Annotated in this window: 20 protein-coding genes; 9 read left to right on the top strand and 11 right to left on the bottom strand. The window is 70.1% G+C overall.

What is annotated here, in order from left to right:
* Positions 1 to 36: 36 nt before the first annotated feature.
* Complete coding sequence (locus tag ACIOD2_RS31420) at positions 37 to 663, top strand: TetR/AcrR family transcriptional regulator (RefSeq protein ID WP_400545963.1); 627 nt, start codon at positions 37 to 39, stop codon at positions 661 to 663.
* A 3-nt stretch (positions 664 to 666) separates the two neighbouring features.
* Here ACIOD2_RS31420 and ACIOD2_RS31425 read toward each other — a convergent pair whose 3' ends face one another.
* The 8 genes from ACIOD2_RS31425 to ACIOD2_RS31460 all read right to left on the bottom strand — a co-directional run bounded on the left by ACIOD2_RS31425 (position 667) and on the right by ACIOD2_RS31460 (position 8,863).
* On the bottom strand, positions 667 to 1,554 hold the full coding sequence (locus ACIOD2_RS31425) for an alpha/beta fold hydrolase (protein ID WP_400545966.1): 888 nt from the start codon (positions 1,552 to 1,554) through the stop codon (positions 667 to 669).
* Positions 1,555 to 1,857: 303 nt separating this feature from the next.
* Positions 1,858 to 2,961 carry an acyl-CoA dehydrogenase family protein gene (locus ACIOD2_RS31430; protein WP_400545969.1) on the bottom strand — a complete coding sequence of 368 codons (1,104 nt, stop codon included), beginning with the start codon at positions 2,959 to 2,961 and terminating at the stop codon, positions 1,858 to 1,860.
* Positions 2,958 to 4,142, bottom strand: coding sequence for an acyl-CoA dehydrogenase family protein (locus ACIOD2_RS31435; RefSeq protein ID WP_400545972.1), 1,185 nt, complete (start codon positions 4,140 to 4,142; stop codon positions 2,958 to 2,960). Before ACIOD2_RS31435 ends, ACIOD2_RS31430 begins: the two co-directional genes overlap by 4 nt.
* Positions 4,139 to 5,362, bottom strand: coding sequence for an acyl-CoA dehydrogenase family protein (locus tag ACIOD2_RS31440; RefSeq protein WP_400545975.1), 1,224 nt, complete (start codon positions 5,360 to 5,362; stop codon positions 4,139 to 4,141). The genes ACIOD2_RS31435 and ACIOD2_RS31440 overlap by 4 nt, the downstream gene beginning before the upstream one ends.
* Entirely contained in the window at positions 5,362 to 6,384 is a 1,023-nt protein-coding gene (locus tag ACIOD2_RS31445; protein ID WP_400545978.1) for a phosphotransferase family protein, read from the bottom strand. Before ACIOD2_RS31445 ends, ACIOD2_RS31440 begins: the two co-directional genes overlap by 1 nt.
* A gap of 114 nt (positions 6,385 to 6,498) precedes the next feature.
* Positions 6,499 to 6,951 carry a MaoC family dehydratase gene (locus ACIOD2_RS31450; RefSeq protein ID WP_400545980.1) on the bottom strand — a complete coding sequence of 151 codons (453 nt, stop codon included), beginning with the start codon at positions 6,949 to 6,951 and terminating at the stop codon, positions 6,499 to 6,501.
* A gap of 1 nt (position 6,952) precedes the next feature.
* A complete protein-coding gene (gene fabG, locus ACIOD2_RS31455; RefSeq protein WP_400545983.1) occupies positions 6,953 to 7,714 on the bottom strand; it encodes a 3-oxoacyl-ACP reductase FabG in 762 nt (253 codons plus the stop codon).
* Positions 7,715 to 8,476: 762 nt separating this feature from the next.
* Complete coding sequence (locus ACIOD2_RS31460; RefSeq protein ID WP_400545986.1) at positions 8,477 to 8,863, bottom strand: hypothetical protein; 387 nt, start codon at positions 8,861 to 8,863, stop codon at positions 8,477 to 8,479.
* A gap of 143 nt (positions 8,864 to 9,006) precedes the next feature.
* On the opposite strand from ACIOD2_RS31460, the gene ACIOD2_RS31465 reads away from it, so the two are divergent.
* Positions 9,007 to 13,932, top strand: coding sequence for a fibronectin type III domain-containing protein (locus ACIOD2_RS31465; protein ID WP_400545989.1), 4,926 nt, complete (start codon positions 9,007 to 9,009; stop codon positions 13,930 to 13,932).
* 1,344 nt (positions 13,933 to 15,276) lie between these two features.
* Here ACIOD2_RS31465 and ACIOD2_RS31470 read toward each other — a convergent pair.
* Positions 15,277 to 15,411, bottom strand: coding sequence for a hypothetical protein (locus ACIOD2_RS31470; protein WP_400545992.1), 135 nt, complete (start codon positions 15,409 to 15,411; stop codon positions 15,277 to 15,279).
* A 492-nt stretch (positions 15,412 to 15,903) separates the two neighbouring features.
* Here ACIOD2_RS31470 and ACIOD2_RS31475 point away from each other — a divergent pair, with 492 nt between their 5' ends.
* Positions 15,904 to 16,926, top strand: coding sequence for a S1 family peptidase (locus ACIOD2_RS31475; protein WP_400545995.1), 1,023 nt, complete (start codon positions 15,904 to 15,906; stop codon positions 16,924 to 16,926).
* Here the strand turns inward: ACIOD2_RS31475 and ACIOD2_RS31480 are convergent.
* Positions 16,905 to 17,561 (bottom strand): DUF932 domain-containing protein, encoded by a 657-nt coding sequence (locus tag ACIOD2_RS31480; protein ID WP_400545998.1) that lies wholly within the window; start codon positions 17,559 to 17,561, stop codon positions 16,905 to 16,907. The genes ACIOD2_RS31475 and ACIOD2_RS31480 overlap by 22 nt on opposite strands.
* Positions 17,562 to 18,075: 514 nt before the next feature.
* On the opposite strand from ACIOD2_RS31480, the gene ACIOD2_RS31485 reads away from it, so the two are divergent.
* The 3 genes from ACIOD2_RS31485 to ACIOD2_RS31495 all read left to right on the top strand — a co-directional run bounded on the left by ACIOD2_RS31485 (position 18,076) and on the right by ACIOD2_RS31495 (position 19,698).
* On the top strand, positions 18,076 to 18,357 hold the full coding sequence (locus ACIOD2_RS31485; protein WP_400546001.1) for a hypothetical protein: 282 nt from the start codon (positions 18,076 to 18,078) through the stop codon (positions 18,355 to 18,357).
* A gap of 130 nt (positions 18,358 to 18,487) precedes the next feature.
* A complete protein-coding gene (locus tag ACIOD2_RS31490; protein WP_400546004.1) occupies positions 18,488 to 19,009 on the top strand; it encodes a PadR family transcriptional regulator in 522 nt (173 codons plus the stop codon).
* Positions 19,009 to 19,698, top strand: coding sequence for an ABC transporter ATP-binding protein (locus ACIOD2_RS31495; protein WP_400546007.1), 690 nt, complete (start codon positions 19,009 to 19,011; stop codon positions 19,696 to 19,698). The genes ACIOD2_RS31490 and ACIOD2_RS31495 overlap by 1 nt, the downstream gene beginning before the upstream one ends.
* Before the next feature lie 220 nt (positions 19,699 to 19,918).
* On the opposite strand, the gene ACIOD2_RS31500 is transcribed toward ACIOD2_RS31495, so the two are convergent.
* A complete protein-coding gene (locus ACIOD2_RS31500) occupies positions 19,919 to 20,092 on the bottom strand; it encodes a hypothetical protein (protein WP_400546010.1) in 174 nt (57 codons plus the stop codon).
* Between the two features lie 47 nt (positions 20,093 to 20,139).
* Between ACIOD2_RS31500 and ACIOD2_RS31505 the strand changes: the two genes are divergently transcribed.
* The 3 genes from ACIOD2_RS31505 to ACIOD2_RS31515 are packed head-to-tail and all read left to right on the top strand — an operon-like array spanning position 20,140 to position 23,041.
* On the top strand, positions 20,140 to 20,637 hold the full coding sequence (locus tag ACIOD2_RS31505; protein ID WP_400546013.1) for a hypothetical protein: 498 nt from the start codon (positions 20,140 to 20,142) through the stop codon (positions 20,635 to 20,637).
* Positions 20,634 to 21,743, top strand: a complete 1,110-nt coding sequence (locus tag ACIOD2_RS31510; RefSeq protein WP_400546016.1) for a hypothetical protein — start codon at positions 20,634 to 20,636, stop codon at positions 21,741 to 21,743. The genes ACIOD2_RS31505 and ACIOD2_RS31510 overlap by 4 nt, the downstream gene beginning before the upstream one ends.
* Positions 21,740 to 23,041 (top strand): ABC transporter substrate-binding protein, encoded by a 1,302-nt coding sequence (locus tag ACIOD2_RS31515; RefSeq protein ID WP_400546019.1) that lies wholly within the window; start codon positions 21,740 to 21,742, stop codon positions 23,039 to 23,041. Before ACIOD2_RS31510 ends, ACIOD2_RS31515 begins: the two co-directional genes overlap by 4 nt.
* Positions 23,042 to 23,050: the final 9 nt, after the last annotated feature.

Raw genomic sequence — 23,050 nt, forward strand, 5'->3', positions numbered from 1 at the left:
CCTGTGCGTCCGAACCCGACGGAAGGGGGCCTTGCCGTGACCCGCGCAAGCACCCGCAAGCCGGGCGAGGCGGCCGGCGACGAGCAGGCCGCCGTGCCGCGGCGCCTGCTGGAGCAGGCCACGAAGCTCTTCGCCAAGAAGGGCTTCGACCGCACGTCCGTCCAGGAGATCGTCGAGGCCGCTGGCGTCACCAAGGGCGCGATGTACCACTACTTCGGCTCGAAGGACGACCTGCTCTACGAGATCTACGCCCGCGTCCTGCGCGAGCAGACCCGGCAGCTGGAGAGCGTCGCCTCCTCGGGCGCGCCGCTGCGCGAGCGCCTGGCCGCGGCCGCGTCGGACGTCGTCGTGTCCAGCATCGACAACCTGGACGACAACACGATCTTCCTGCAGTCGATGCACCAGCTGTCCCCGGACAAGCAGAAGGCGGTGCGCGCCGAGCGCCGCAAGTACCACGAGCGCTTCCGCGGCCTGGTCGAGGAGGGCCAGGCGTCGGGGGAGTTCCGCACGGACAAGCCGGCCGACGTCGTCGTCGACTTCTACTTCGGCTCGGTGCACCACCTGGGCTCCTGGTACCACCGCAGCGGCTCCCTGTCGGCCCGCCAGATCGGCGACCACTACGCGGACCTGCTGCTGGACGCCCTGCGCCCGCCCGTCGCCTAGGGCTCAGTGGCGGCGGACGTGGTCCAGGAGCAGGGCGATGACCTCGTCCGGGGTCTCCATCGCCATCCACTGGCTCGCGCCCTCGACGATCTGGAAGCGGTACTCCGCGTCGATGTGGTGGACGGTCAGCTCGGCGGCGCTCTGCCCGAGGTACGGGTCCTCACTGCCCCAGAGGTACAGGGTGGGCACCGTAATGCGGCCCGCCGGGATGTCGTAAACGTCGTTCGTCGCGCCGCGGTACCAATTCAACGTCGCGGTCAGCGCGCCCGGCTCCGAAAGGCGCGCCACGGTGCGTTCGAGGATTTCGACCGGTATTCGGCGGTCGTAAACCGCGCGTAGTTGTGCGGCCTCGTCGCGTAGCAGGAATTTCTCCGCTTTTCCGGCGTCGTGACGGAAGAAACGGACGTAACCGAGGTCGTGGGCCTGCCCGTCGTCGATCGCGATGGCCTGCTGCAGGGCCGCCGGGTGGGGCGTGCCGAGCACGGTCAGCGAGCGCAGCCGATGCGGGTGCGTCGTGGCCAGGGTCCAGGCGACCATGCTGCCCCAGTCGCGCGCGACCAGGTGGAACCGGTCGGCGCCCTGGCTGTCGGCGAAGGCGAGCGCGTCCTCCACCAGCAGGTTGATGGCGTAGTCCTCGACCTGCTCGGGGCGCGCCCCGCGGGCGTAACCGCGCTGGTCGACGGCCAGCGCGCGGTAACCGGCCTCGCCGAGGGCGTGCAGCTGCTCGGTCCAGGCGTCGGCGAATTCGGGCCAGCCGTGCAGCAACAGGACGAATTCGCCGGTCACGGGCCCGGCGGCGAGCGCGCTGTGGTGGTGGTCGCCGACGGCGACGGTCACTTCCTCCAGCGTGCCAGGGGGCCCGGCTTCCGTCGGCGCGACGGCGAATTCCATGGCGCCAGGCTAGAACGTGAAAGCGGTTCCAACCATGGGAAGAAGGGCACATTTGCCACCCTTTTACCCACGTAGTGGCGTGGCTCACAGAATCCTCGCTCAGATGAGCGAAAACACGAAAGAATTATGAATCCTATTCACAAAATCTGCAGCTGCAAACGCCCGGCCGCGTTGTGACGCGTGGGGCAGCCGGTGCGCCTGCGGTCGGCCCGCGGTCGGCCCCGAAGTCCGTGAATGGCCCATCGAGGGACATCAAGTCCCTCAATGGGCCATTCACGGCTTTCTCGCGGCGGTGGGGCGTGCTCAGGCGGGCAGGTCGACCAGGTCGGCCAGGCGGGCGCGGTGCCGGCCCGGGGTGCCGAGGGCGAGCTCGTCCGCCTTGGCGCGCTTCAGGTAGAGGTGCGCCGGGTGTTCCCAGGTCATCCCGATGCCGCCGTGCAGCTGGATGGCCTCCTCGGTGGCCTTGACCGCGATCGGCGCGTTGCGGGCCTGGGCGACCGACACCGCGATCGGCACGTCGACGCCCGAGGCCAGCGCGTCGGCCGCGTTGCGGGCGGTCGCGCGGGCCAGCACCAGGTCGGTGTAGAGGTTCGCCAGCCGGTGCTTGAGCGACTGGAACCCGCCGACCGGCCGGCCGAACTGGTACCGGCCCTTGAGGTAGCGCACGGTCTCGGTGAGCGCCCACTCGGCGATCCCGGTCTGCTCCGAGGCCAGGATGCCCGCCCCGGCGAGCAGCGCCTGCTCCAGCGCGGCCGCCGCCTGCTCACCCGAGGCCACCAGCACCGCCGCCGCGTTGTCCAGCACGACGTCGGCCACGCGCCGCGTCAGGTCGAAGGACACCAGCTCCGTGACCGTCGCCGCCGACGCCTCGACGACGTACAGCGCGGGGCCGTCCGGCCCGGCGGCGGGGACGACCAGCAGGTCGGCCACCGACGCGTCGGCGACCGTGCCCACCCGGCCGGTCAACGTCCCATCAGACGCCGTCACCGACGACGGGAAACCCGAGCCCGGCGTCGTCGACAGCGGCACCACCAGCGCACCGATCGACGAACCCGCGGCCAGGCGGCCGACGTACTCGCTGTCGTCGGTGTTGAGCAGCGCCGTCGTCGCCAGCACGACGCTGCCGAGGAACGGCACCGGCGCGACGCTGCGGCCCAGCTCCTCGGCCACGACGGCGACCTCGCGGGCGGACGCGCCGTGCCCGCCCCGCTCCTCCGGCACCGCCAGCCCGGCGACGCCGAGGTCGGCGGCCAGGGTGCGCCACAGCTTCAGGTCGTAGCCCTCGGCCGTCTCGACCCGCGCCAGCAGGGCCTCGGCGCCGGCCTTGTCCTTGAGCAGGTCGCGGACCGAAGCCCGGAGGTCCTCTTCGACCTCGGAATACAGCAGATCAGGCTGTGTTTGACTCATCGGGGGAGGTCCTTCCAGGCGACGTCCTTGTCGACGCGCGGCTCCGACGGGAGACCCAGCACGCGCTCGGCGATGATGTTGCGCAGCACCTCCGAGGTGCCGCCCTCGATGGAGTTCCCCTTGGCGCGCAGGTAGCGGTAGCCCGCCTCGCGGCCGGTGAAGTCGACGATCGCCGGGCGCCGGAACGACCAGTCGTCGTAGGCCAGGCCCTCTTCGCCGAGCAGCTCGACCTCCAGGCCGGTGAGCGCCTGGTTCAGCTCCGAGAACGCGACCTTCATCGCCGAGCCCTCCGGGCCGGGCGCGCCCGCGGTGAGCTGCTGACGCAGCCGCGTGCCGGCCAGCCGCAGCGTCTCCGCCTCGACCCAGCGCTGCACGAGCCGGTCCCGCAGCTCCGGCGTGCGCAGCTCGGGACGTTCACGCCAGGTCTTGGCGACGATCCCGATCAGCCCGCCCTCGCGCGGCTGCACGTGCCCGCCGATCGCGACGCGCTCGTTCATCAGCGTGGTCTGCGCGACCTTCCAGCCCTCGCCGACGGCGCCGAGGCGCTGCGTGTCCGGGATCCGGACCTCGGTCAGGAACACCTCGTTGAACTCGGCCTCGCCGGTGATCTGGCGCAGCGGCCGGACCTCGACACCCGGCGCCTTCATGTCGCACATGAAGTACGTCATGCCCTGGTGCTTCGGCACGTCCGGGTCGGTGCGGGTGACCAGGATCGCCCACTGCGACTCGTGCGCGCCCGACGTCCACACCTTCTGGCCGGTGACGATCCAGTCGTCGCCGTCGCGCACCGCGCGGGTGCCCAGCGCGGCCAGGTCGGAGCCGGCACCCGGCTCGCTGAACAGCTGGCACCAGACCTCGTCGCCGGTCCACAGTGGACGCAGGAAGCGCTCGCGCTGCTCCGGCGTGCCGAAGGCGAGGATGGTCGGCGCGGCCATGCCGAGGCCGATGCCGATCCGGCGCGGGTTGTTGTCCGGCGCGCCGGCTTCGGCGAAGATACCGTCCACAACGGACTGCAGCGCGCGGGGCGCGTCCTGCCCGCCGAGCCCGGCGGGGAAGTGGATCCAGGCGAGGCCGGCGTCGTACCGGGCCCGCAGGAACTCCATCCGGTCGGTCGTCTTGGGGTCGTGCGCGGCCAGGAACTCGGTGACCTGGCCCTTCAGTTCTTCGGCGGTGACAGTCACTTCGCGCCCTCCGACAGGTACTTCTTCAGCTCACGGCGGGCCAGCGACCGCTTGTGGACCTCGTCCGGGCCGTCGGCCAGGCGCAGCGTGCGGTTGCCCGCCCACATCGCGGCCAGCGGGAAGTCCTGGCTGACACCCCCGGCGCCGTGCACCTGCACGGCCTTGTCCAGGATCCACTCGACCGTGATCGGCGTCGAGATCTTGATCGCCTGGATCTCGGTGTGCGCGCCCTGGTTGCCGACGGTGTCCATCAGCCACGCGGTCTTGAGCACCAGCAGCCGCTGCTGCTCGATCTTCACCCGCGACTCGGCGATCCAGTCCTGCACGACGCCCTGCTCGGCGATCGACTTGCCGAACGCCTCGCGGGAGATCGCGCGGCGGCACATCAGCTCCAGCGCGCGCTCGGCCATCCCGATGGCGCGCATGCAGTGGTGGATCCGGCCCGGCCCGAGCCGCGCCTGGGCGATGGCGAACCCGTCACCCTCACCGGCGACGAGGTTCTCCGCCGGCACGCGGACGTCCTCGAACAGCACCTCGGCGTGGCCGCCGTGGTCGCTGTCGTCGTACCCGAAGACGTGCATGCCGCGCTTGACCGTCAGGCCCGGGGCGTCGCGGGGGACCAGGATCATGCTCTGCTGCTTGTGCGGCGCGGCTTCGGTGTCGGTCTTGCCCATCACGATGAAGATCTTGCAGGCCGGGTTCATCGCGCCGGAGATGTACCACTTGCGGCCGTTGATGACGTACTCGTCGCCGTCGCGGCGGATGCTGGTCTCGATGTTGCGGGCGTCGGAGGAGGCGACGTCCGGCTCGGTCATCGCGAAGGCGGAGCGGATCTCGCCGTTCAGCAACGGTTCCAGCCACTGCTTCTTCTGGTCGTCGTTGCCGAACATGGCCAGGACTTCCATGTTCCCGGTGTCGGGCGCCGCGCAGTTGACCGCGGTCGGCGCCAGCCGGATGCTGCGGCCGGTGATCTCGGCGAGCGGCGCGTACTGCAGGTTCGTCAGGCCCGCGCCGTGGTCGCCGGGGAGGAAGAAGTTCCACAGGCCGCGCTTGCGCGCCTCGGCCTTGAGCTCGTCCATGACCGGCGGGATGGCCCACGGGTCGTCACGCTCGGCCAGCTGCCGCTCGAACACCGCCTCGGCCGGGTAGACGTGGGAATCCATGAATTCGAGGAGCTTCGCGCGCAGCTCCTCGGTCTTGGCGTCGAACGCGAAGTCCATTACTTCTCCTCGTTGAGAATCTCGTTGCCGTGCGAGATGAGCAGCGGGACGCCGGCTCCGACGCCTTCGAAGCCCGCCCCGACCGTCTGGCCCTTTTGGTAGCGGTAGTAGATGCCTTCCAGGATCACGGCCAGCTTGAAGAAGGCGAAGCTGACGTACCAGTTGAGCTGCGAGACGTCCCGGCCCGAGCGTTCGGCGTAGCGGGCGACGACCTCGTCGGTGCTCGGATAACCCGGCGCCGAGCTGGCGTTCGACACGAACTGCAGCGACACCTTGTCCCGCTCGGCGTAGGCCACCAGCAGCGCGAGGTCGGTCAGCGGGTCGCCCAGCGTCGACATCTCCCAGTCGAGCACTGCCGAGATCCGGTCGTCGCCGTCCACGAGGACGTTGTCGAGCCGGTAGTCGCCGTGGATGATCGACGGCTTCCCGGACGCCGGCACCGCTTCGGCGAGCCGGCCGTGCAGTTCCTCGATGCCCGGCAGGTCGCGGCTGAGGGACGCGTCGAGCTGCTTCTTCCACCGCCGCAACTGCCGCTCGAGGAAGCCTTCGGGGCGGCCGAAGTCGCCCAGCCCGGCCGCGGCCGGGTCGACCGCGTGCAGGTCGACGAGCGTGTCGACCAGCGCGTCGGCGATGGCCCGGGTGCGCGTCCCGCCGAGGGTGGCCAGCTCGTCGGCGGTCCGGTAGGGCGTGCCCTCGACGAAGCTCATGACGTAGAAGTTCGCGCCGACGACGTCGGGGTCTTCGCACAGCAGGAGCGCCTCGGGCACCGGCACGGCCGTGTCACGCAGCCCGGAGATCACCCGGAACTCGCGGGTCATGTCGTGCGCGGTGGGCAGCACGTGCCCGAGCGGCGGGCGGCGCACCACCCAGCGCGACCGGCCGTCGCCCACCACGTAGGTGAGGTTCGACCGGCCGCCCTCGACGACGTCCGCGGTCAGCTCCCCGGCGAGAAGTCCGGGCCGCTGCGCGTCCAGGTGGGCGCGCAGCCTGCCCAGGTCGAGACCCGGCGGATCGGTGCTCATCCAGCCTCCTCAGTGTTCACTCCGGGAGATGATACCGACCAGTCGGTATGGGGTACAGGGGTCAGGCCCGAAGCGGCACTTTCCCGGGAAAGTGCCGCTTCGGCGGCGAGTGCGTCACGCGAGGAAGCGCGTCACCCATTCGGCGACGCACGCGGGCTTCGCCGCCCCCTCGATCTCGACCGTCCACCGCGACACCGCCTGCTTGCCGCCCTCGATGTCGGTGATCTCCACCAGCTCGGCCCCGGCGCGCACCTTCGAGCCGACCTTCACCGGCTGCGGGAAGCGGACCTTATTGAGGCCGTAGTTGATGCCCATCGTGATGCCGTTGACCTTGTAGATCTTCGGCCCGAACGCCGAGAGCAGCGAGAGCGTCAGGAAGCCGTGGGCGATGGTGCCGCCGAACGGGCCCGCGGCCGCCATCGCCTCGTCGACGTGGATCCACTGGTGGTCGTCGGTGGCGTCGGCGAACTTGTTCACCCGGTCCTGGGTGATCGTGTGCCAGTCGCTGTACCCGAGGTGCTCGCCGACCGCGGCGGCGAAGGCGTCGAGGTTCTCGAATTCGCGCATGTCAGTCCTTCGGTCCGCCGGCGACGTAGATGACCTGGCCCGAGATGAACCCGGCGCCGTCGCTCACCAGGAACGCCGCCAGGTTGGCGATGTCGTCCGGGGTGCCGACGCGCTGCACCGGGATCTGCGACGCGGCGGCCGCCTTGAAGTCGTCGAACGACATGCCGATCCGCTCGGCCGTGGCCGCGGTCATGTCGGTGGCGATGAAGCCGGGGGCGATGGCGTTCGCCGTGACGTTGAACTTGCCCAGCTCGATCGCGAGGGTCTTGGTGAAGCCCTGCATGCCGGCCTTGGCGGCGGAGTAGTTGACCTGGCCGCGGTTCCCGAGCGCCGAGGTGCTGGACAGGTTGACGATCCGGCCCCACTTCTCGGCGGTCATGTGCTTCTGCACCGCGCGGGTCATCAGGAACGAGCCCTTGAGGTGGACGCCGAGCACGGAGTCCCAGTCCTGCTCGGTCATCTTGAAGATGAGGTTGTCGCGGGTGATGCCGGCGTTGTTGATCAGCACGGTCGGCGCGCCGAGCTCCTCGGCCACCCGCGCGACGGCGGCGTCGACCTGGTCGGCGTCACTGACGTCCAGCGTCACGCCGACGGCCTTGCCACCGTTGGCGACGATGGCGTCGGCGCCCTGCTTGACACCGGCCTCGTCGAGGTCGAGCAGCCCGACGGCGAAGCCGTCATCGGCCAGCCGGGCCGCGACTGCGGCCCCGATGCCACGGCCGGCACCGGTGACCACGGCAACACGGGAAGGGGAATCGGTCACGGGGACCTCCTCGTCGTTGAGAAGCGGGTTGCTTACCGCTCGCGAGCCTACTAAGCGGTCGGTTTCTCGACGATACGCGGGACTGATCCCCCAAGTGGTGACACCATGCGCAGGATCATAGCTGTGGCTGAGCGTAGGAAGCTGACTACTCCACTTGGAGGTACCGCATCAGGTGAGGCTTGGAGAACCAGGTGCCCTGGACGGCCGGGACGGTTTGTCGGCCGTCGGTGTGGCACGGCACCACGCGCCAGGGCGTCTCTCCGAGACACAAGTGGACGATCATTGCCGGATGGCGGTCCGTCACCTGCGCGACGGCCATCGGGGTCGACGATCAGTCGATCGAGGTCTTCCCGGCGGGCGGATTGGCCAGGTGGTAGGTGCGGCAGCGGGCTGAGCGGTGGGCCGCACGCCGAGAGGATGCACGTGTCTGGCAGAACGACATCTTGCGAGGCCGTTCACCGACCTACGTGGCCAATGGGTGCGGCTCACCAGTCAGTGCCGAGACCGCGACGGCAAGGTCCTCGATGGACGCAGCGACGTACGTCAACCCTGGCATGGTTCAGAAGCCCGACGCGAGCGTGGAAAGCCGGCACGATCCCATTGCCCTGCGCAGAGGGGATCGGCGAATTTCACAGCAAGCGTCGCGGTGCCGGCAGCCAGCAGAAGGCGCCGCGCGAGGGGAGCACCGCCTCCGAAACGCCGGACATCGCCGGCTGTCGGTTCCCACCAGCTGGCCGAGGACGGTGAGGTCCGGTGCTGGGGTCAGGTCAGGCTCACCGAGACACCGGTCTGCCCTTTCGGTACGGCTCCGTGATGGGGGATGACTTCTCCGGCCGAATAGGTCACAATGATCACCATTGGCAGTCCTGGAGTGTTGACGAACCCACACCCACGCCCGCTTGCGCAAGGGGGTTTGGGCGGATCGGTGTAACCGGCAGCGACGGCGGCGTCGATTTGCGCTTGTGCAATTTCGACAGCAGAGCCGTCCCGGAGGGTAATAACCCCCAAGGTGAGTGGGCCGTTGAGTCCTTTGCCGCCAGAGAAACGATCTTTCAGGACAACGCCACTCCTGGCGCCGATCCGTTCTGCCACAACGGAAAGATGCGCACTCTGCCGTGCGCGCCAACGTCGCCGCCGCAGGAAGCCCATGATCGAAGTCTATCTCTCCGGACGGTGGCGAGGTAGGTCCGATCAGCGGATCGTCAGGCAGGGTGAACGTGTTCTAGGTTTGGGTGATCGCCGTTCTACTGGGGGAGTGCGGAATGCGATGCTGGGGAATTTTCTGCGTCATCGTGACAGCCGTCCTCGCTGTCATCGCATTGCCGCACCGCGCGGCGCACGCCGACGATGCCTGTCCTGAATTGCTGGTCCTCGGTTCGCGCGGGTCCGGCGAGGACGTGACCGACGGCGACGGTGTGGGCCCGGCCGTTGCGAAGTTCTTCGAGCACTTCAAGCCGCTCGTCGAGGCCGCGGGGAAGACGGTGCAGCTGTGGGGCAACGGCAAGGCGGACACGCCTGAAGAGACCGCCGAGCAATACCCGGCCGTGCCGGTCGCGGGAGGCTGGGAAGGGCTGGTCAACGGGCTGGGTGCCGGGCTTGCGATCGGCAACGGCACCTTCGGCCGGTACCGGCAGTCGGTGACCAAGGGCGAAGCCAATCTCCGAGCCAAGATCAAGTCGGTGACCGACAACTGCGCCGGCACGCAGCTCGTCTTGTCCGGCTACAGCCAGGGCGCACAGGTGACCGGGAACGTCTACCGGTCGTTGCCCGCGGACCAGCGGGACCGGGTGCTCGGGGTCGCGCTGTTCGGCGACCCCCTGCTCAACGGCAAGGCGCGCACCAGCCTCGGCAACCTCGACCGGAAGCGCAACGGCCTGCTGACCAACTGGCTCAACGACGCGGCGCCGCCGGAGTTCCCGGCCCCGCGGGACAAGGTCCGGTCGTACTGCCACGCCTTGGACCCGGTCTGCCAGGGCGTCGTGCGGTGGACGAGCCTCACCCAGCCGATCACGACGTTCTCCTTCGCTCAGCACACGAACTACCACGAAGTGGGGGACGGGCCGGGGCAGGACACCTACCCCCTCGACGCGGCCAAGTTCTTCGCCGCACGGGTCCGGCCGGCGCCGCCCTCGGCCGGGCCCGAGGCGACCATCACCCCCATCGACGGCGCAGTCCCAGGCAAGCCGTTCCTCCTGTCCGCCGGCGAGTCGTCCGATCCCGCCGGACGACCGCTGACCTACGCGTGGGACCTCGACGGCTCCGGCCACTACGCGACCACCACCGACGGCGACATCCTGGAGACGTCGTTCGCAGCCACCGGGGACTACCCGATCGGGCTCAAGGTCACCAACGACGCCGGGCAATCCGCGACCGCAACCACCTCGGTGCACGTCGCCCCACCCGGGCTCTACACCGAAGTACCCAATCCGCCAACCGCCATCACGTGGTCGGCCGCGGCCGACGGCGAGTCGGCGACCCTGAGCTGGCAACCGCCGGCGTCCGGTCCGCCGGCCGAAGGGTACGAGGTCGTCGCCGCGGACGGCCGACTGGTCGCGGTGATCGACCACGGTGGCCCCGCGGCCGTGCTGCCCAAGGATTCCGACCTGCCCCTCACCGTCAGCATCAGGTCGTTCAACCGCCGGGGCGCGGGCCCCGCGTCGGCACAGGTGCGGATCTCGTTGCCGTCCGAGGTGATGGTGGTCGGGGACTCGATCAGCCAGGGCAGCGCGGGCGACTTCACCTGGCGCTACCGGTTCGACAAGCACGAAACCGCCGCCGGTGCCCAGCTTTCCCTCGTCGGCCCGCGCGACGACCTCTTCGACAACGTGGCCGGCACCTGGAACGACAACCACACCTACGCCGATCCCGCCTTCGCGCAACACCACGACGCCATCTGGGGCGAGTCGATGGGCGGGGCCGCCGCCCGGATCCAGGACGACGTCGCCACTTATCACCCGGACTACCTGCTGGTGCTGCTCGGGATCAACGATCTCGGCTTCGGTATGAGCGACCCCGCGGGCACGGAGGCTAGCCTGCGCACGTTCGTCGCCAACGCCCGTCAGGCCGATTCCGGCGTGCAGTTCGTCTTCGGCACCCTGCTGCCCAATCAGCGCACGCAAAGCGAAGCCGGGTACGCGGCCGCAGTGGCCGATTTCAACGGCCGACTCCGGCGCACGGCCGACGAACTGTCCACAGCGGAGTCCCAGCTGTACGTCGCGGAGACCGGCAAGGACATCGTCCCCGCGGACGACCTGTGGGACGGCACACACCCGAACGCCCAAGGCGAAGTCAAGATCGCCGCGGCGTTCGCCGACGCCCTCGCGGGCAACTTGTCCGTCGGAGCGCCGTATCCGCGACCGTATCCGGCCGTCCCGCTCGGACCGCAAGTCGCCCCGCAGCTGAGCGCCACGCCGGGCAACGGGCAAGCCGACCTGTCATGGACGCTCTCACCGGGCGCCACCGGCTACTACGTGCACACCAAGGACCTCACCGCCGGTGAAACCACCTTCACCCGCCTGCCCTACCCCGTGCCGGGACCGGCGTGGACAGCGGGGCTGCTGACCAACGGCCACACCTACGAGTTCCAGCTGAAAGCCACTAAGGGAACCGCTGAAGGCGTGTTCTCGACCATCGCCACCGTGACACCGACCGGTCCGGTCCCGGACGCGGTGACCGACCTGGCGGCGAGTCCGGGGGACGGGTTCGCGACGTTGTCGTGGACGCCAGTAGCCAACGCGACCGGCTACTACGTGTACCGCAAGAACGTCACCGCTGGCGAAACCACGTTCACGCAGCTGCCGTGGCCGGTGTCCGGCCCAACCTGGGTGGCCGAGCTGCTGAACCCGGGTGAGACGTACCAGTTCCAGCTGCAAGCGACCAACGGCGACATCCGCGGCGGGCTGTCCAACGTCGCCACGGTCGCGGTCACCGGCGTGACACCCAACACCGTCACGAACCTCTCGGCCGCCCCGGGCAACGGGAACGCGACATTGTCGTGGACGCTCTCCCCAGGCGCGACCGGTTACTACGTGTACCGCAAGAACGTCACCGCTGGCGAAACCGCGTTCACGCAGCTGCCTTGGCCGGTGTCCGGCCCGACGTGGCTGGCCGAAGGGCTGACGCCGGGCGGCACCTACCAGTTCCAGGTCCAGGCAGCCAACGGCCGGCTCCGCAGCGGACTGTCCAACATCGCCACGGCCACCGTGACCGGACCCATACCGGCGGCGCCGACCGACCTGAACGCCGGACCGTCCGGCGACGGCGAAGCGACCCTGTCCTGGACACGATCAGCGAACGCGACCGGCTACTACGTCCACGTCCGCAACGTCAGCGCCGGCGAAACTACGTTCACCAGGCTGCCGTGGCCGGTCGCCGGGCCGACGTGGGTCAGCGCCGGTCTCGTGCCTGGCGCGCGCTACCAATACCGGGTACAGCCGGTCAACGGGTACCTCACCGGCGGCCTCTCCAACACAGCCGACGTCACCCTGACCGGCACCAGACCACCCGCGGTCACCGACCTGCGGGCCACAGCGGGCACCAACCAGGCCACCTTGTCCTGGACGCCGGTTGCCGGGGCGTCTGGCTACTACGTCTACCAGCGCAACGTCAGCGCCGGTGAAGGCGACTTCACACAACTGCAGTCCCCGGTGACCGGGTCGAGCTGGGTGGCAGCCGGGCTGACACCCGGCGGCCAGTACGAGTTCCGGCTGCAATCACTCAACGGGCTCGTCCGCGGCGGCTTCTCCAACACCGCCGCGGTCACGGCCGGCGGCGTCACCCCGGGCGGCCCCACCGATCTACGGGCGGTGCCGGGCACCAACCAGGCCACTTTGTCCTGGACCCCGGTCTCGGGCGCCACCGGCTACTACGTCTACCAGCGCAATGTCAGCACGGGCGAGGCCGGGTTCACACAGCTGCAGTACCCGGTGACCGGGTCGAGCTGGGTGGCAGCCGGGCTGACACCCGGCGGCCGCTACGAATTCCGGCTGCAATCGGTCAACGGGTACATCCGGGGCGGCTTCTCCAACACCGCCGCCGTCACCGCGGGCGGGATCACCCCGGCCGGGCCCGCCAACCTCCGGGCCGCGGCAGGCGATCGCGCGGTGACGCTCACCTGGTCCCCGGCGGCCAACGCCAGCGGCTACTCCGTCTACGTCCGCAACGCCAGCGCCGGCGAACCAAACCTGGTGAAGCTGCCCTATCCCGTCTCCGGCTCGAGCTGGACCGCTCGCGGCCTGATCGCCGGCGCGGTCTACCAGTTCCAGCTTCGTTCCCTCAACGGCTACCTCGAGGGCGGGTTCTCCGACGTCGTGACCGTCACCGCAAGTGGAGCCGTGCCCGCCGGCCCGGGCAACCTCCGGGCCGTCGCGTCCGGGCAGGCCAACGGGCAGGTCGCCTTGTCCTGGTCGTCCGCCGCGAACGCGACCGGCTACTACGTCCTGCAGCGGAACGTCACCGCCGGAGAGGCGTTCAAGCAGCTGCCCTACCCGGTTTCCGGTTCCTCCTGGATGGCCAACGGTCTCGTTCCCGGCGCCATCTACGAGTATCAGCTGCGCTCCCTCAACGGCTACCTCGGAGGCGGGTATTCCAACGTCGCGTCGTCGATCGCCGGCGGATTCATCCCCAACGGCCCTGCCAACCTGCGCGCCGTCCGCGACGTCTTCTCGGTGACGTTGCTGTGGACGCCCGCGGCCAACACCACCGGCTACTTGATCTACATGCGCGACGTCTCAGCGGGCGAGGCCGGGTTCCGACAGCTGCCCTATCCCGTCACCGGGGTGTCCTGGACCGTCAACGGGCTGACACCGGGGCACAACTACCAGTTCTACCTGCAGTCCCTGAACTACCTGCTCTACGGTAACTTCTCCAGCACGATCAGCGTGCAGCTGTGGACGTTGGGCACGGTCGTCTCGCACATTTGCGGCAGGGCTGACGTGCCCTACACCAAAACCACGGTAACCGGCACGGGTTATCCGCCCAACCGCCGAATAAAGGTTTACATCACCACCGTCGGCACGCGATATTTCGAGGTTTACGCCAACGGAAGCGGTGAGTGGAGTGTCTTTTCCCAGAACGCAAGCAATTTCAACTCGCCCGTACACGTTGTCATCAAAGATTGGGTCACCGACCAAACACTCCGGGACATATCCATGACCTGCTTCGGCGACCCCGGAGAAGCAAAGAATCCGGCCAAGAAGCTTCTTCTGAATGGCCGGTGAACGGCCACGCCGAGATGTCGGCCGGTGTCACACTGAAGGCTGTGACACCGGCTCATCTCAGTCGATGTGGTGCTGGGTCAGCCACGGCGCCGAGTTGCGCGGACCGCTTGGGCCGCTTGGAGACCGCCACGTCGCGAACGAGCCGCTTGATCGGCCCGGAACGCCACCGCCGGTTCGCGCGCAGGTCGCGCAGGCAAGCAGCAGCGTAGAGAGCGGGTCGAGCGTCTGGTGGCGACCAGCGCGAGCCATTCTGGCGGGTTCGTCGGTCATCGGGGTCACCTGCTTTGTCCCAAGTGGACGTGACGGTGTCGCGTCTTGTGCCGGTCCGGCGCGCAGAGGTGTGCGGTGGTTGAGGTCAAGTGCAGTCCAGACCGCATCGGCGGCACAGCAGCGCGACGCCGTCTGGCGCTGCACGGTCGGCTGGGTCGAGTTGTGGGGTGCCGGTGGCGTCGAACCAGAGACCGGTGGAGGTTTGGTCATCGCAGCCCTCCGGGCGCCTGATCGGCCACGGCCGGTTCGGCACCTCGATCACGGTGCGGCCTGGATGGACGAACTCGCGGGCGGTCTCGTCGCGTCCGTGCCGGCGGACGATGTCGTTGCGACGGCGGAGCGCGCACTGTCACCTGCGTCGGGTGGGGGACGGGGAGATGCAGCGGTTTCGGCAGCGTGGCCGGTGACGTCGGGCAGAGAAGCAGTGAACATCGGGCTTTCCCTTCAGCCGGGGCAGAACAGACGGTGAACGGCGCGGATGAGCGTGCTGTCGGTGCGGGGATCCCGCGGGTGTGTGCTGCGTACAGCGTGTCCCGTTGTCCCAGCGGATCGTGATCGACCAGTCCGGCATGGTCGGGTCACCGTCGCGGAACCGGATGGCGACGGACTCGACGAGATACCGGCGATGCCAGTACCCGTCCCAGAAGACGCCACCGACGTGGCGCGGGCCAATCGCGTCGAGTACTACCTGCATTCGCTCGCGGTGTCGCCGAAGGCCCTGGGTGGCGTCGAGTGCGCGCAGGTCCCTCTGGCGATGGTGCCCAGAGGCAGTCGCACGGCTGCGGATACCACGATGCGGGCTCATCCGGATCCCCGGGCGCGTCGGTGTCGTCGCGGTCGTTGACCAGGTATTCACCGTTGCCACCGCACTCGCGGCAGCTGGCGAGGGCGGTGTAGCGGTGCTGCAGCATAGGCAGCCAGCCCTCGGGGACCAGGTGGGCGGGGAAGAGAGCCTTTTCCAGGTCTGTGCTGTCCGGTCGCCGCTGCCAGAGCCAGGTAAGGCTCGGTGCGGTAACGGGATCTGGTGGGGCGGTGTCGGGCATGACGGTGTCCCTTCGGTCAGCGGCTGTCGGGCTACGGCCGGTGTCGGGGTATGGGGCGGTCGGTGAGGGCACGGGGGTGCTCGCGGCCGGCGGCGATGCCGTCGCGGATGGTGGTGGTCAGCTCGTGCCAGTCGAAGTCGGCGACGCCGAGGTGGTGGCGGCTCACGGTGGTGAGCCGCCACCGCCTGAGCGCGCGCCGGACGGCGCCCTGTCATGGCTGCGAAACGCGACTGGTCTTCGTTGGGATTAGGGCGCCGTCGGGTGCGCGCTAGCCTCGGGCGGCATCACCCGCCGGGACCGCTTCCTGCCTCCCAAATCCGTCTCCCTGTCGTCATCTCCTGCCGCGACGATGTGTTCGGCGAGGCTGGCACTGATCGGCGACTCCAGCGGTGATGCGGCCGTCGCCGACGTCGACGTACGCCTGCCGAACGGTCTGCCGCGTACGGCCACAGCGAGCGTGAAACCTCGCCGGGCATACGCCGTGGTGAATTTACTTCATGATTTTCTTCTTTGTCCGTTTTCCAAGTGGGCTTTCGGTTGAAAACAAACCTTCGTCGGTGGTGGATCACCCGCGGAAGCTGGATCGTCACGCAGTGTTCCACCGTGGCAAGCACCCCTCACGCCAGTCTTCCCCCCAAAGACGACCCGGAGGATTTTGATGACTTCCCGGAAACTCGCCGGCTTCACCGCATTCGCCTCAGCCGCACTGGCCTGCGCGCTCTGCGTCCCCTCGGCCGGCGCCGCGCCCCTGTCGGCCGAAGCGGCGTTCACCCTCGCGCAGGGCAACGCCATGACCCAGGCCGACCAGGTGACCGGCGCACTCGGTGCCGCGTCGGGCGGTTACTACCTCGACAACGGCAAGGCGATCGTCAACGTCCTCGACGACGCCGGCGCGCAAAAAGTCGAAGCGGCCGGTCTCACCGCCAAGAAGGTCACCCGCAGCTTCGCCCAGCTGACCGGCGTCAAGGACGCCTTGGACAACGTCCGCAACGTGCCGCAGACCTCTTGGGGCATCGACACTTCCACCAACCAGGTCGTCGTGACCATCTTCTCGGCCGCCACCCAGGCGACCGCGGACAAGGTCGCCACCGCCGCCAAGCAGTACGGCGACAGCGCCCGCGTCGAGTACAAGACCGGCAAGCTCGAGCTCTACATCGCCGACGGGGACGCCATCCAGAACAGCAGCGCGCCCTGCTCGCTCGGGTTCAACGTCAAGAGCGGCAGCACCCCGTACCTGCTCACGGCCGGGCACTGCACCAACCTCGGCGGCACGTGGTCCGGCGGCGACGTCAGCGGCGCACGGGTGGTCCGCAGCGACTGCCCCGGCGCGGACTCCGGTCTGCTGACCCGCCCGAACGGCTCCGGCCCCGGCCGCATCAACACCGGCCAGGCCATCACCAGCGCGGCCGCGCCGCAGGTCGGCGAGCGCATCTCGAAGCAGGGCTCGACGACCGGCGGCGGCACCGGCCAGGTGACCTCGGTGGACCAGTCGGTCAACTTCGACGTCGGCGTGCTCAACCACGAGTTCGGCACCACCGCCCACACCGACCACGGTGACTCGGGCGGCCCGGCCTACGACGGTTCCAAGGGTCTCGGCACCCTCTCCGGCGGGAACACGACCGTCAGCTACTTCTACCCGCTGACCCGTGAGCTTTCGTCCTACGGCCTCACCCTGGCCTGACCGGAACGAGCGTGACCGCGGCGCTGTCTCCTTTCGGGGGCGGCGCCGCGATCGCGTCGAGGGCCGGTATCGCGACGTCCGGCCTTCACGCTTTTCCCGCGATGATGGGGGTCGTCATCACGCGGTTCATGTTCCGTTCTGCTCGGGTGGCGCCGTGGATGACGGCTTCGTGGTGGATGTGGGTGTTGACGGGCCTGCACGACACCCCAGCCGGTGTTCTTCCATGGGCTGACGCGGCTGTCGCTTGTCCACAGCCGGGTGAGCGCGGAGCGTCGGTTGGCGGCGTTGGTGCGCGCGCGACCCGGCTCGTCGGGGATCGGGGTGTGGGCGTCGAGGAACGCTTTCCAGGCGCGGTCGGTGACGGTGGTCTGGCACAGCTTCGTGACTTCGGCGGCGAAGTCGTCGGCGACGGTGTGCAGGCCGGTGGCCATGGTGTTGTCGCAGACGACGTTGGTGACGACGCGCTTATAGCGGGTTTTGAGGCTGGCGTCGTGGCTGGAGCAGGCGAGCAGGTTGGGCCGGAACTCGACACCTTCGGGTGTGGTGATGTTGTCGGGGACTTCAACGCTGACCCAGGCTTGCTTGCGTTCGCGCAGTAGTCCGGCGGAGCCGATGGTGAGGCCGTCGTCGAGCATGGCGGCGAAGTTGTCGAGCCGAGGTGATGCTTGGCGAGGCGGAGACCGAACGGGTCCTCGACAAACACCCGTGCGGGCTCGGCGGTCCAGGCGAACAGGCGCCGTTTGACCTCGGCGATCGGGATCGGGCCGGGGAGTGGTTCGGCTCGGTGCCCTGGTCTTCGTCGCGGTAGTGCCAGGCGCGGCCGCGTTTCTCGGTGAATCCGATGAGGACGTTGGTGTTGAGCCACTTGCTGGTTTCCTGGACACGAGGACGGCGGCGTCGTGCGTACCTGCCCCTGGGGCGGGCTCGCGGGTGGACGGCCACGGCTCGCCAGGCCGAGCGTCGGCGGCGCACAGGCGCCGCAGCACCAACGTGCGAGTGCCTGTCGGGTCGCCGTGCGCCGCCGGGGCGGGCCTGGTCTCCTGGGTCCGATCACACCGCGACAGCCGAGCGCCCGGCACGCCCTCCCGGCGTCGGGCAACGCACTTCCAGCGCCCTGGTTCGGTTTCGCTGAGCTGCGTGGGATCCGGCTTGGAGGCGACGCCGTCGATCCTCATACCGTTCGCCGAGTCCGCGGAGACGCAAATGCGCTCGATGTCGAGATCGGTGAACTGGGAGGGGAACGGCACGGGTGCGCAGGTTGCGCAGCGTCAGCGGTTGAATCTGGCTGTGGCGGCGGCGTTCGAGTACCGCCTCGTCGCCGTGGGCGGCGCGGAAGTCTTGTGCGAGCCGCGCGTACTGCAGTCTCTTGACGGGCTGCTGGGCGAGGTTTCGCTCGTGACCTGGCCGGTGTTCGCGGTGTCCGGCCAGTGACACCGCTGTGGCGTGTCGCAGCCTGCTGACCTGCGACAACTGGTTATACCCCGAGCGTATACATGGCGTGTATACGCATCGAGTATAGTGATCGCTGCCCGGGGAATCCCGGGACAAGGAGGGACGGAGAATGTCTGTTTCGCACACGTTGCTCGCGTTGCTCGAATCGGGCCCACGGCATGGCTACGACCTGAAGCGGGCCTACGACGAGCAGTTCGGGCAGGGCCGCCCGCTTGCCTACGGCCAGGTCTATTCGACGTTGTCACGGCTGCTGCGCAACGGCATGGTCGAGGTGGCGGGCGTCGAAAGCGGCGACGGGCCCGAGCGCAAGCGCTACACGATCACCGACGCCGGGGTCACCGACGTCGAGACGTGGCTGCGCACTCCGGAGAACCCGCAGCCGTACCTGCAGAACACGCTCTACACGAAGGTGGTGCTCGCGCTGCTGTCCGGGCGCAGCGCCGCCGACGTGCTCGACGTCCAGCGCGGCGAGCACCTGAACGTGATGCGTGCGCTGACCAAACGCAAGAACGGGGGCGACCTCGCCGATCAGCTGATCTGCGACCACGCGCTCTTCCACCTCGAGGCGGACCTGCGGTGGCTGGAGCTCACCGCCGCGCGCCTCGGCGAACTCGAGAAGGCGGTGCGCTGATGACCACGCCCGGAACGCCGTTGCTCGCCGGCAACGGACTGCACAAGTCGTTCGGCCGCACCCAAGCGCTCGATGGCGCGGCGCTGTCCGTCTCGGCCGGGGAAGTGCTCGCGATCATGGGCGCGTCCGGGTCCGGCAAGTCGACGCTGCTGCACTGTCTCGCCGGCATCGTCCGGCCGGACTCGGGCACCATCAGCTACGGGGGCGCGGACCTCGTCGCGATGGACGACAAGGCACGAAGTGCGCTGCGGCGCACCGAGTTCGGCTTCGTGTTCCAGTTCGGCCAGCTCGTGCCGGAGCTGTCCTGCCTGGAGAACGTCGCGCTCCCGCTGCGGCTCACCGGCGCCAAGCGGAAGCAGGCCGAGGCCAGGGCGGCCGACTGGCTCGCCCGGCTGGAGGTCGACGGACTGGCGAAGCGCCGTCCCGGCGACGTGTCGGGCGGGCAGGCGCAGCGGGTCGCGGTGGCGCGGGCCCTGGTGACCGCGCCGAAGGTGGTCTTCGCGGACGAGCCGACCGGCGCGCTCGACTCGCTCAACGGCGAGAAAGTCATGCAGATGCTCACGACCGCGGCGCGGGAGACGCACGCCGCGGTGGTGCTGGTGACCCATGAGCCGCGGGTCGCGGCCTATTCGGACCGGGAGGTCGTGGTGCGGGACGGGCAGACGGTCGACCGGGAGCTGGTCGCGTGATGCGGGATCTGGCGCTGGGGCTCCGGCTGGCCGTCGGGGGCGGCCGGATGTCCGGCGCGGCGCTGCTGCGCCTCGCGATGACCGCGTTCGGGATCGCGCTCGCGGTCGCCGTGCTGCTGCCCGCGGCGGCGGTCCAGCACCTGACCGGCGCGCAGGCGGCGCGCAAGGCGGCGATCGCCCAGGTCACCGAGCCGCGCGCGGGCGTCGCCCCGCTGCTGACCTACAACTGGTACCCATCGGTCGGCGACGACTTCGTGAAGGTCACCGCGGTCGCGGCGACCGGACCCGGCTCGCCGGTGCCGCCGGGACTGACCCGGCTGCCCGCGCCGGGCGAGCTCGCCGTGTCGCCGGAACTCGCCGCGAAGCTGGCCGCACCGGGCGGCGGTTCGCTCAAGGCGCAGCTGCCGGGGGAGGTGGTCGGCCTGGGCCGACTTCGAGCCGGTGGCCGGCGCGCGCACGGCCGGCCCGGCCACGGTCGTCGGCCGGTGGACGCACGACCCGGTGCAGCCGACCCTCGTGCACCCGATGGTGCTGCAGTACACCGCGCAGGCCGAGCTCGCGGAGGCCCTCACCGCGGGCGGGGACGCGCTGGCCGCGAACCGGGCCGAAGACGCCGAGCGAGCGTGGGGTACCGCGGTCCGGCTCGCCACCGAACAGGGCAACGAAGAGATCCTCGACCGGCTGCGCCGGGTGGTCGACATCCTCGACGCCGGCGCCGGGCAGGTCCGCCTGCACCCCGACGCCGGGCTCAGCGCGATCCTCAACGTGCTGATCTCCCGCGTGTCCCGGATCGGGCAGGACCCCCCGGCCCGCGAGCCGGAGCCGGAGCCGGCGGCGGACCGGCCGCCGGTCACCTGCCCGGTGTGCCACAAGCTCTCGCCCGCGGACGCGCGGTTCTGCACGACCTGCCAGGCCACGCTGGGCGAGGCGACGGCGTGATCACCGGGGCACCGCCGGCGCTGCGCCCGACCCGCACCCGGGCCAGGCTGATCCGCCTGCTCGGGCTGCTGCTCGCCACGACGCTGGTGATGCTCGCGGTGTCCCTGGCGGCGGTGCTCAACGTCCTCGGCGCTGCCCGGACGGTCCGCGACCGCACGACCGACGCGGTGCTGGAGGTGGCCGCGGCCCGTGCGGCGCTGAGCGAAGCCGACCAGGCCGCGATCGACGCCTTCCGCACCGGCGAGGCGAAACTGGCGGGTCCGGGGCAGGACTACGCGAACAGCCTCGCCGGGGCGAGCCAGAGCCTGGCCAAGGTGGCCGAGGCCAACCAGGCCGGGGCCGCCGGCACCGGCACCCTGCAGGTGGTGGAGGGGCTGGTCGCGGCCTACTCCGGCGCGGTCGGGCAGGCGGACGCGCACTTCCGGCAGCCCGGCAGCGAGGTGCTGGGCGTCGCCGACCTGTGGTACGCCTCGCGGCTGCTGCACGGCCCGGACGGCGTGCTCGCGCAGCTGACGACGTTGCAGGGGCTGCAGCGGGCGGCGCTCGACGACCAGCTCGAAGACGGCATGAGCCCGGGGCTGCTGCCGGTGTGGCTGCTCGCCCCGGCCGCGGCGGCCGCGGTGCTGGTGGGTACCCAGTGGTACCTGTGGCGCCGGTTCCGCCGCCGGTTCAACCTGCCGCTGCTGGGCGCGACCGCGCTGACCGTGGGGGTCGGCGTCACGCTCGCCGTCGTGCTGGGACTGCAGCTGCGCCTCGACGACGTCCGGGCCCGGACCGACGCGGTGCTCGCCGACCGGCAGACCGGGATCGCCGCGACCGACTCCGCCGGGCAGACCGGGCTCGCGACGCTGCTGGCCCGGCACTGCGACCAGGCGGCCGGCTGCGGCAGCACCGTCGCGGACTTCGTGGCCCAGCCCCGTTTCGCCCCGGCCGCCGTCGACGAAGGCACGGTCGACGCGGGTACCGAGGCCGTGACCGCCGGCGTGCGCGACGCGGCCGACTCCGGCGGGGTCGAGTACCTCGCCCCGGCGTTCTCGGTCGCCGCCCTGGGCCTCATCGCGTGGGGGATGTCCCGCCGCATCGACGAATACCGGTACCGCGCATGAGAAATCCACTGTGGACGAAACTGCCGCTGCTCGTGCTCGTCGTGCTCCTGCTCGGCGCGAGCGCCTGCGGGACGGGTGGCGCCGGCCGGGTCACCGTGCTGGCGTCGTGGACCGGTGCGGAGGAGGACGACTTCCGCACGGTGCTGCGGGCGTTCACCGCCGCCACCGGCGTCGAGGTCGACTACCAGGGCACCCGCGCCCTCGACCAGGTGCTCGCCTCCGACGTCCAGCGCGGCACCGCCCCCGACGTCGCGGTGCTCCCGAACCCGGGATCGCTGGCCACCTACGCCCGGCGGGGGAAGCTCGAGCCGCTGGACGCCCTGCTCGGCCCGCAGCCGGGATTCGGCAAGCAGTGGCTGGACCTGGAGAAGGCCGGCACCGGGCAGCAGTACGCGATCGCCGTCAAGGCCGACCTGAAGAGCGCGATCTGGTACGACGTCACCAACCTCGGCGGCGCCCGGCCCGGCACGTGGGACGAGCTGCTCGCGCTCGCCCGGCGGCTGACCGCCGACGGCCGCACGCCGTGGTGCCTGGGCATGGGCGCGCCGCCGACCTCCGGCTGGCCCGGGACGGACTGGATCGAGGACATCCTGCTGCACTCGGCCGGTCCCGACACCTACCGGCAGTGGGCGGCGGGCAAGCTGCCGTGGAGCTCGTCGCAGGTGAGCCAGGCGTGGAAGGACTGGGGCGCGCTGGTCGCCGTGCCGGGCGCGGTGCGTGGCGGGGCGCCCGCGGCGTTGCTGACCGACTTCGGCGACGCCGGGCGGGGACTGTTCACCCGCCCGGCCGGGTGCGTGCTGGAGCACCAGGCGTCGTTCGTCATGGGCGGCTATTCGGCCATGAAGCGCGCCGACGGCAGTGCGCCCAGGCCGGGGCGCGACTTCGCGTTCTTCCCGTTCCCCGGGCCCGCGGTGTCGGAGGTGTCCGCCGACCTCGCCGCGATGTTCCACGACACCCCGCAGGCGCGCGAGCTGATGCGGTACCTCGCCTCGGACCAGGCGCAGCGCATCTGGCCCGGCATCCACCACGGCAGCGTGTTCTCGGTCGACCGGAACGTCGGGGGCGTCTACGAGGACGTGGTGAGCCGCCAGGTCTCCTCGACGCTGACGTCGCCGCAGCAGCGGTTGTGCTTCGACGCCTCCGACCTGATGCCGGCCACGATGACCGGGGCGTTCTACCGGGCGGTGCTGGAGTACCTCAACGACCCCTCGCGGCTGGGCGCGCTCCTGGCGGACCTGGACACCGTCCGCCTCAACGTGCCCGCCGGCGAGTGGCTGGACGTCCCGTGTGGACAGTGAAGGAGCAGG

Origin of the sequence: Amycolatopsis sp. NPDC088138, assembly GCF_044741685.1 — a bacterium.
In the GTDB taxonomy this organism is placed as follows: Bacteria; Actinomycetota; Actinomycetes; order Mycobacteriales; family Pseudonocardiaceae; genus Amycolatopsis.

Excerpts from the sequence above, each read along its gene's own strand:
- ACIOD2_RS31440 (WP_400545975.1), bottom strand. The coding sequence starts at position 5,362 with ATGGACTTCGCGTTCGACGCCAAGACCGAGGAGCTGCGCGCGAAGCTC.
- ACIOD2_RS31490 (WP_400546004.1), top strand. The coding sequence starts at position 18,488 with ATGTCTGTTTCGCACACGTTGCTCGCGTTGCTCGAATCGGGCCCACGG.
- ACIOD2_RS31445 (WP_400545978.1), bottom strand. The coding sequence starts at position 6,384 with ATGAGCACCGATCCGCCGGGTCTCGACCTGGGCAGGCTGCGCGCCCAC.
- ACIOD2_RS31480 (WP_400545998.1), bottom strand. The coding sequence starts at position 17,561 with ATGCTCGACGACGGCCTCACCATCGGCTCCGCCGGACTACTGCGCGAA.
- ACIOD2_RS31460 (WP_400545986.1), bottom strand. The coding sequence starts at position 8,863 with ATGGGCTTCCTGCGGCGGCGACGTTGGCGCGCACGGCAGAGTGCGCAT.
- ACIOD2_RS31475 (WP_400545995.1), top strand. The coding sequence starts at position 15,904 with ATGACTTCCCGGAAACTCGCCGGCTTCACCGCATTCGCCTCAGCCGCA.
- ACIOD2_RS31515 (WP_400546019.1), top strand. The coding sequence starts at position 21,740 with ATGAGAAATCCACTGTGGACGAAACTGCCGCTGCTCGTGCTCGTCGTG.
- ACIOD2_RS31495 (WP_400546007.1), top strand. The coding sequence starts at position 19,009 with ATGACCACGCCCGGAACGCCGTTGCTCGCCGGCAACGGACTGCACAAG.
- ACIOD2_RS31450 (WP_400545980.1), bottom strand. The coding sequence starts at position 6,951 with ATGCGCGAATTCGAGAACCTCGACGCCTTCGCCGCCGCGGTCGGCGAG.
- ACIOD2_RS31430 (WP_400545969.1), bottom strand. The coding sequence starts at position 2,961 with ATGAGTCAAACACAGCCTGATCTGCTGTATTCCGAGGTCGAAGAGGAC.
- ACIOD2_RS31425 (WP_400545966.1), bottom strand. The coding sequence starts at position 1,554 with ATGGAATTCGCCGTCGCGCCGACGGAAGCCGGGCCCCCTGGCACGCTG.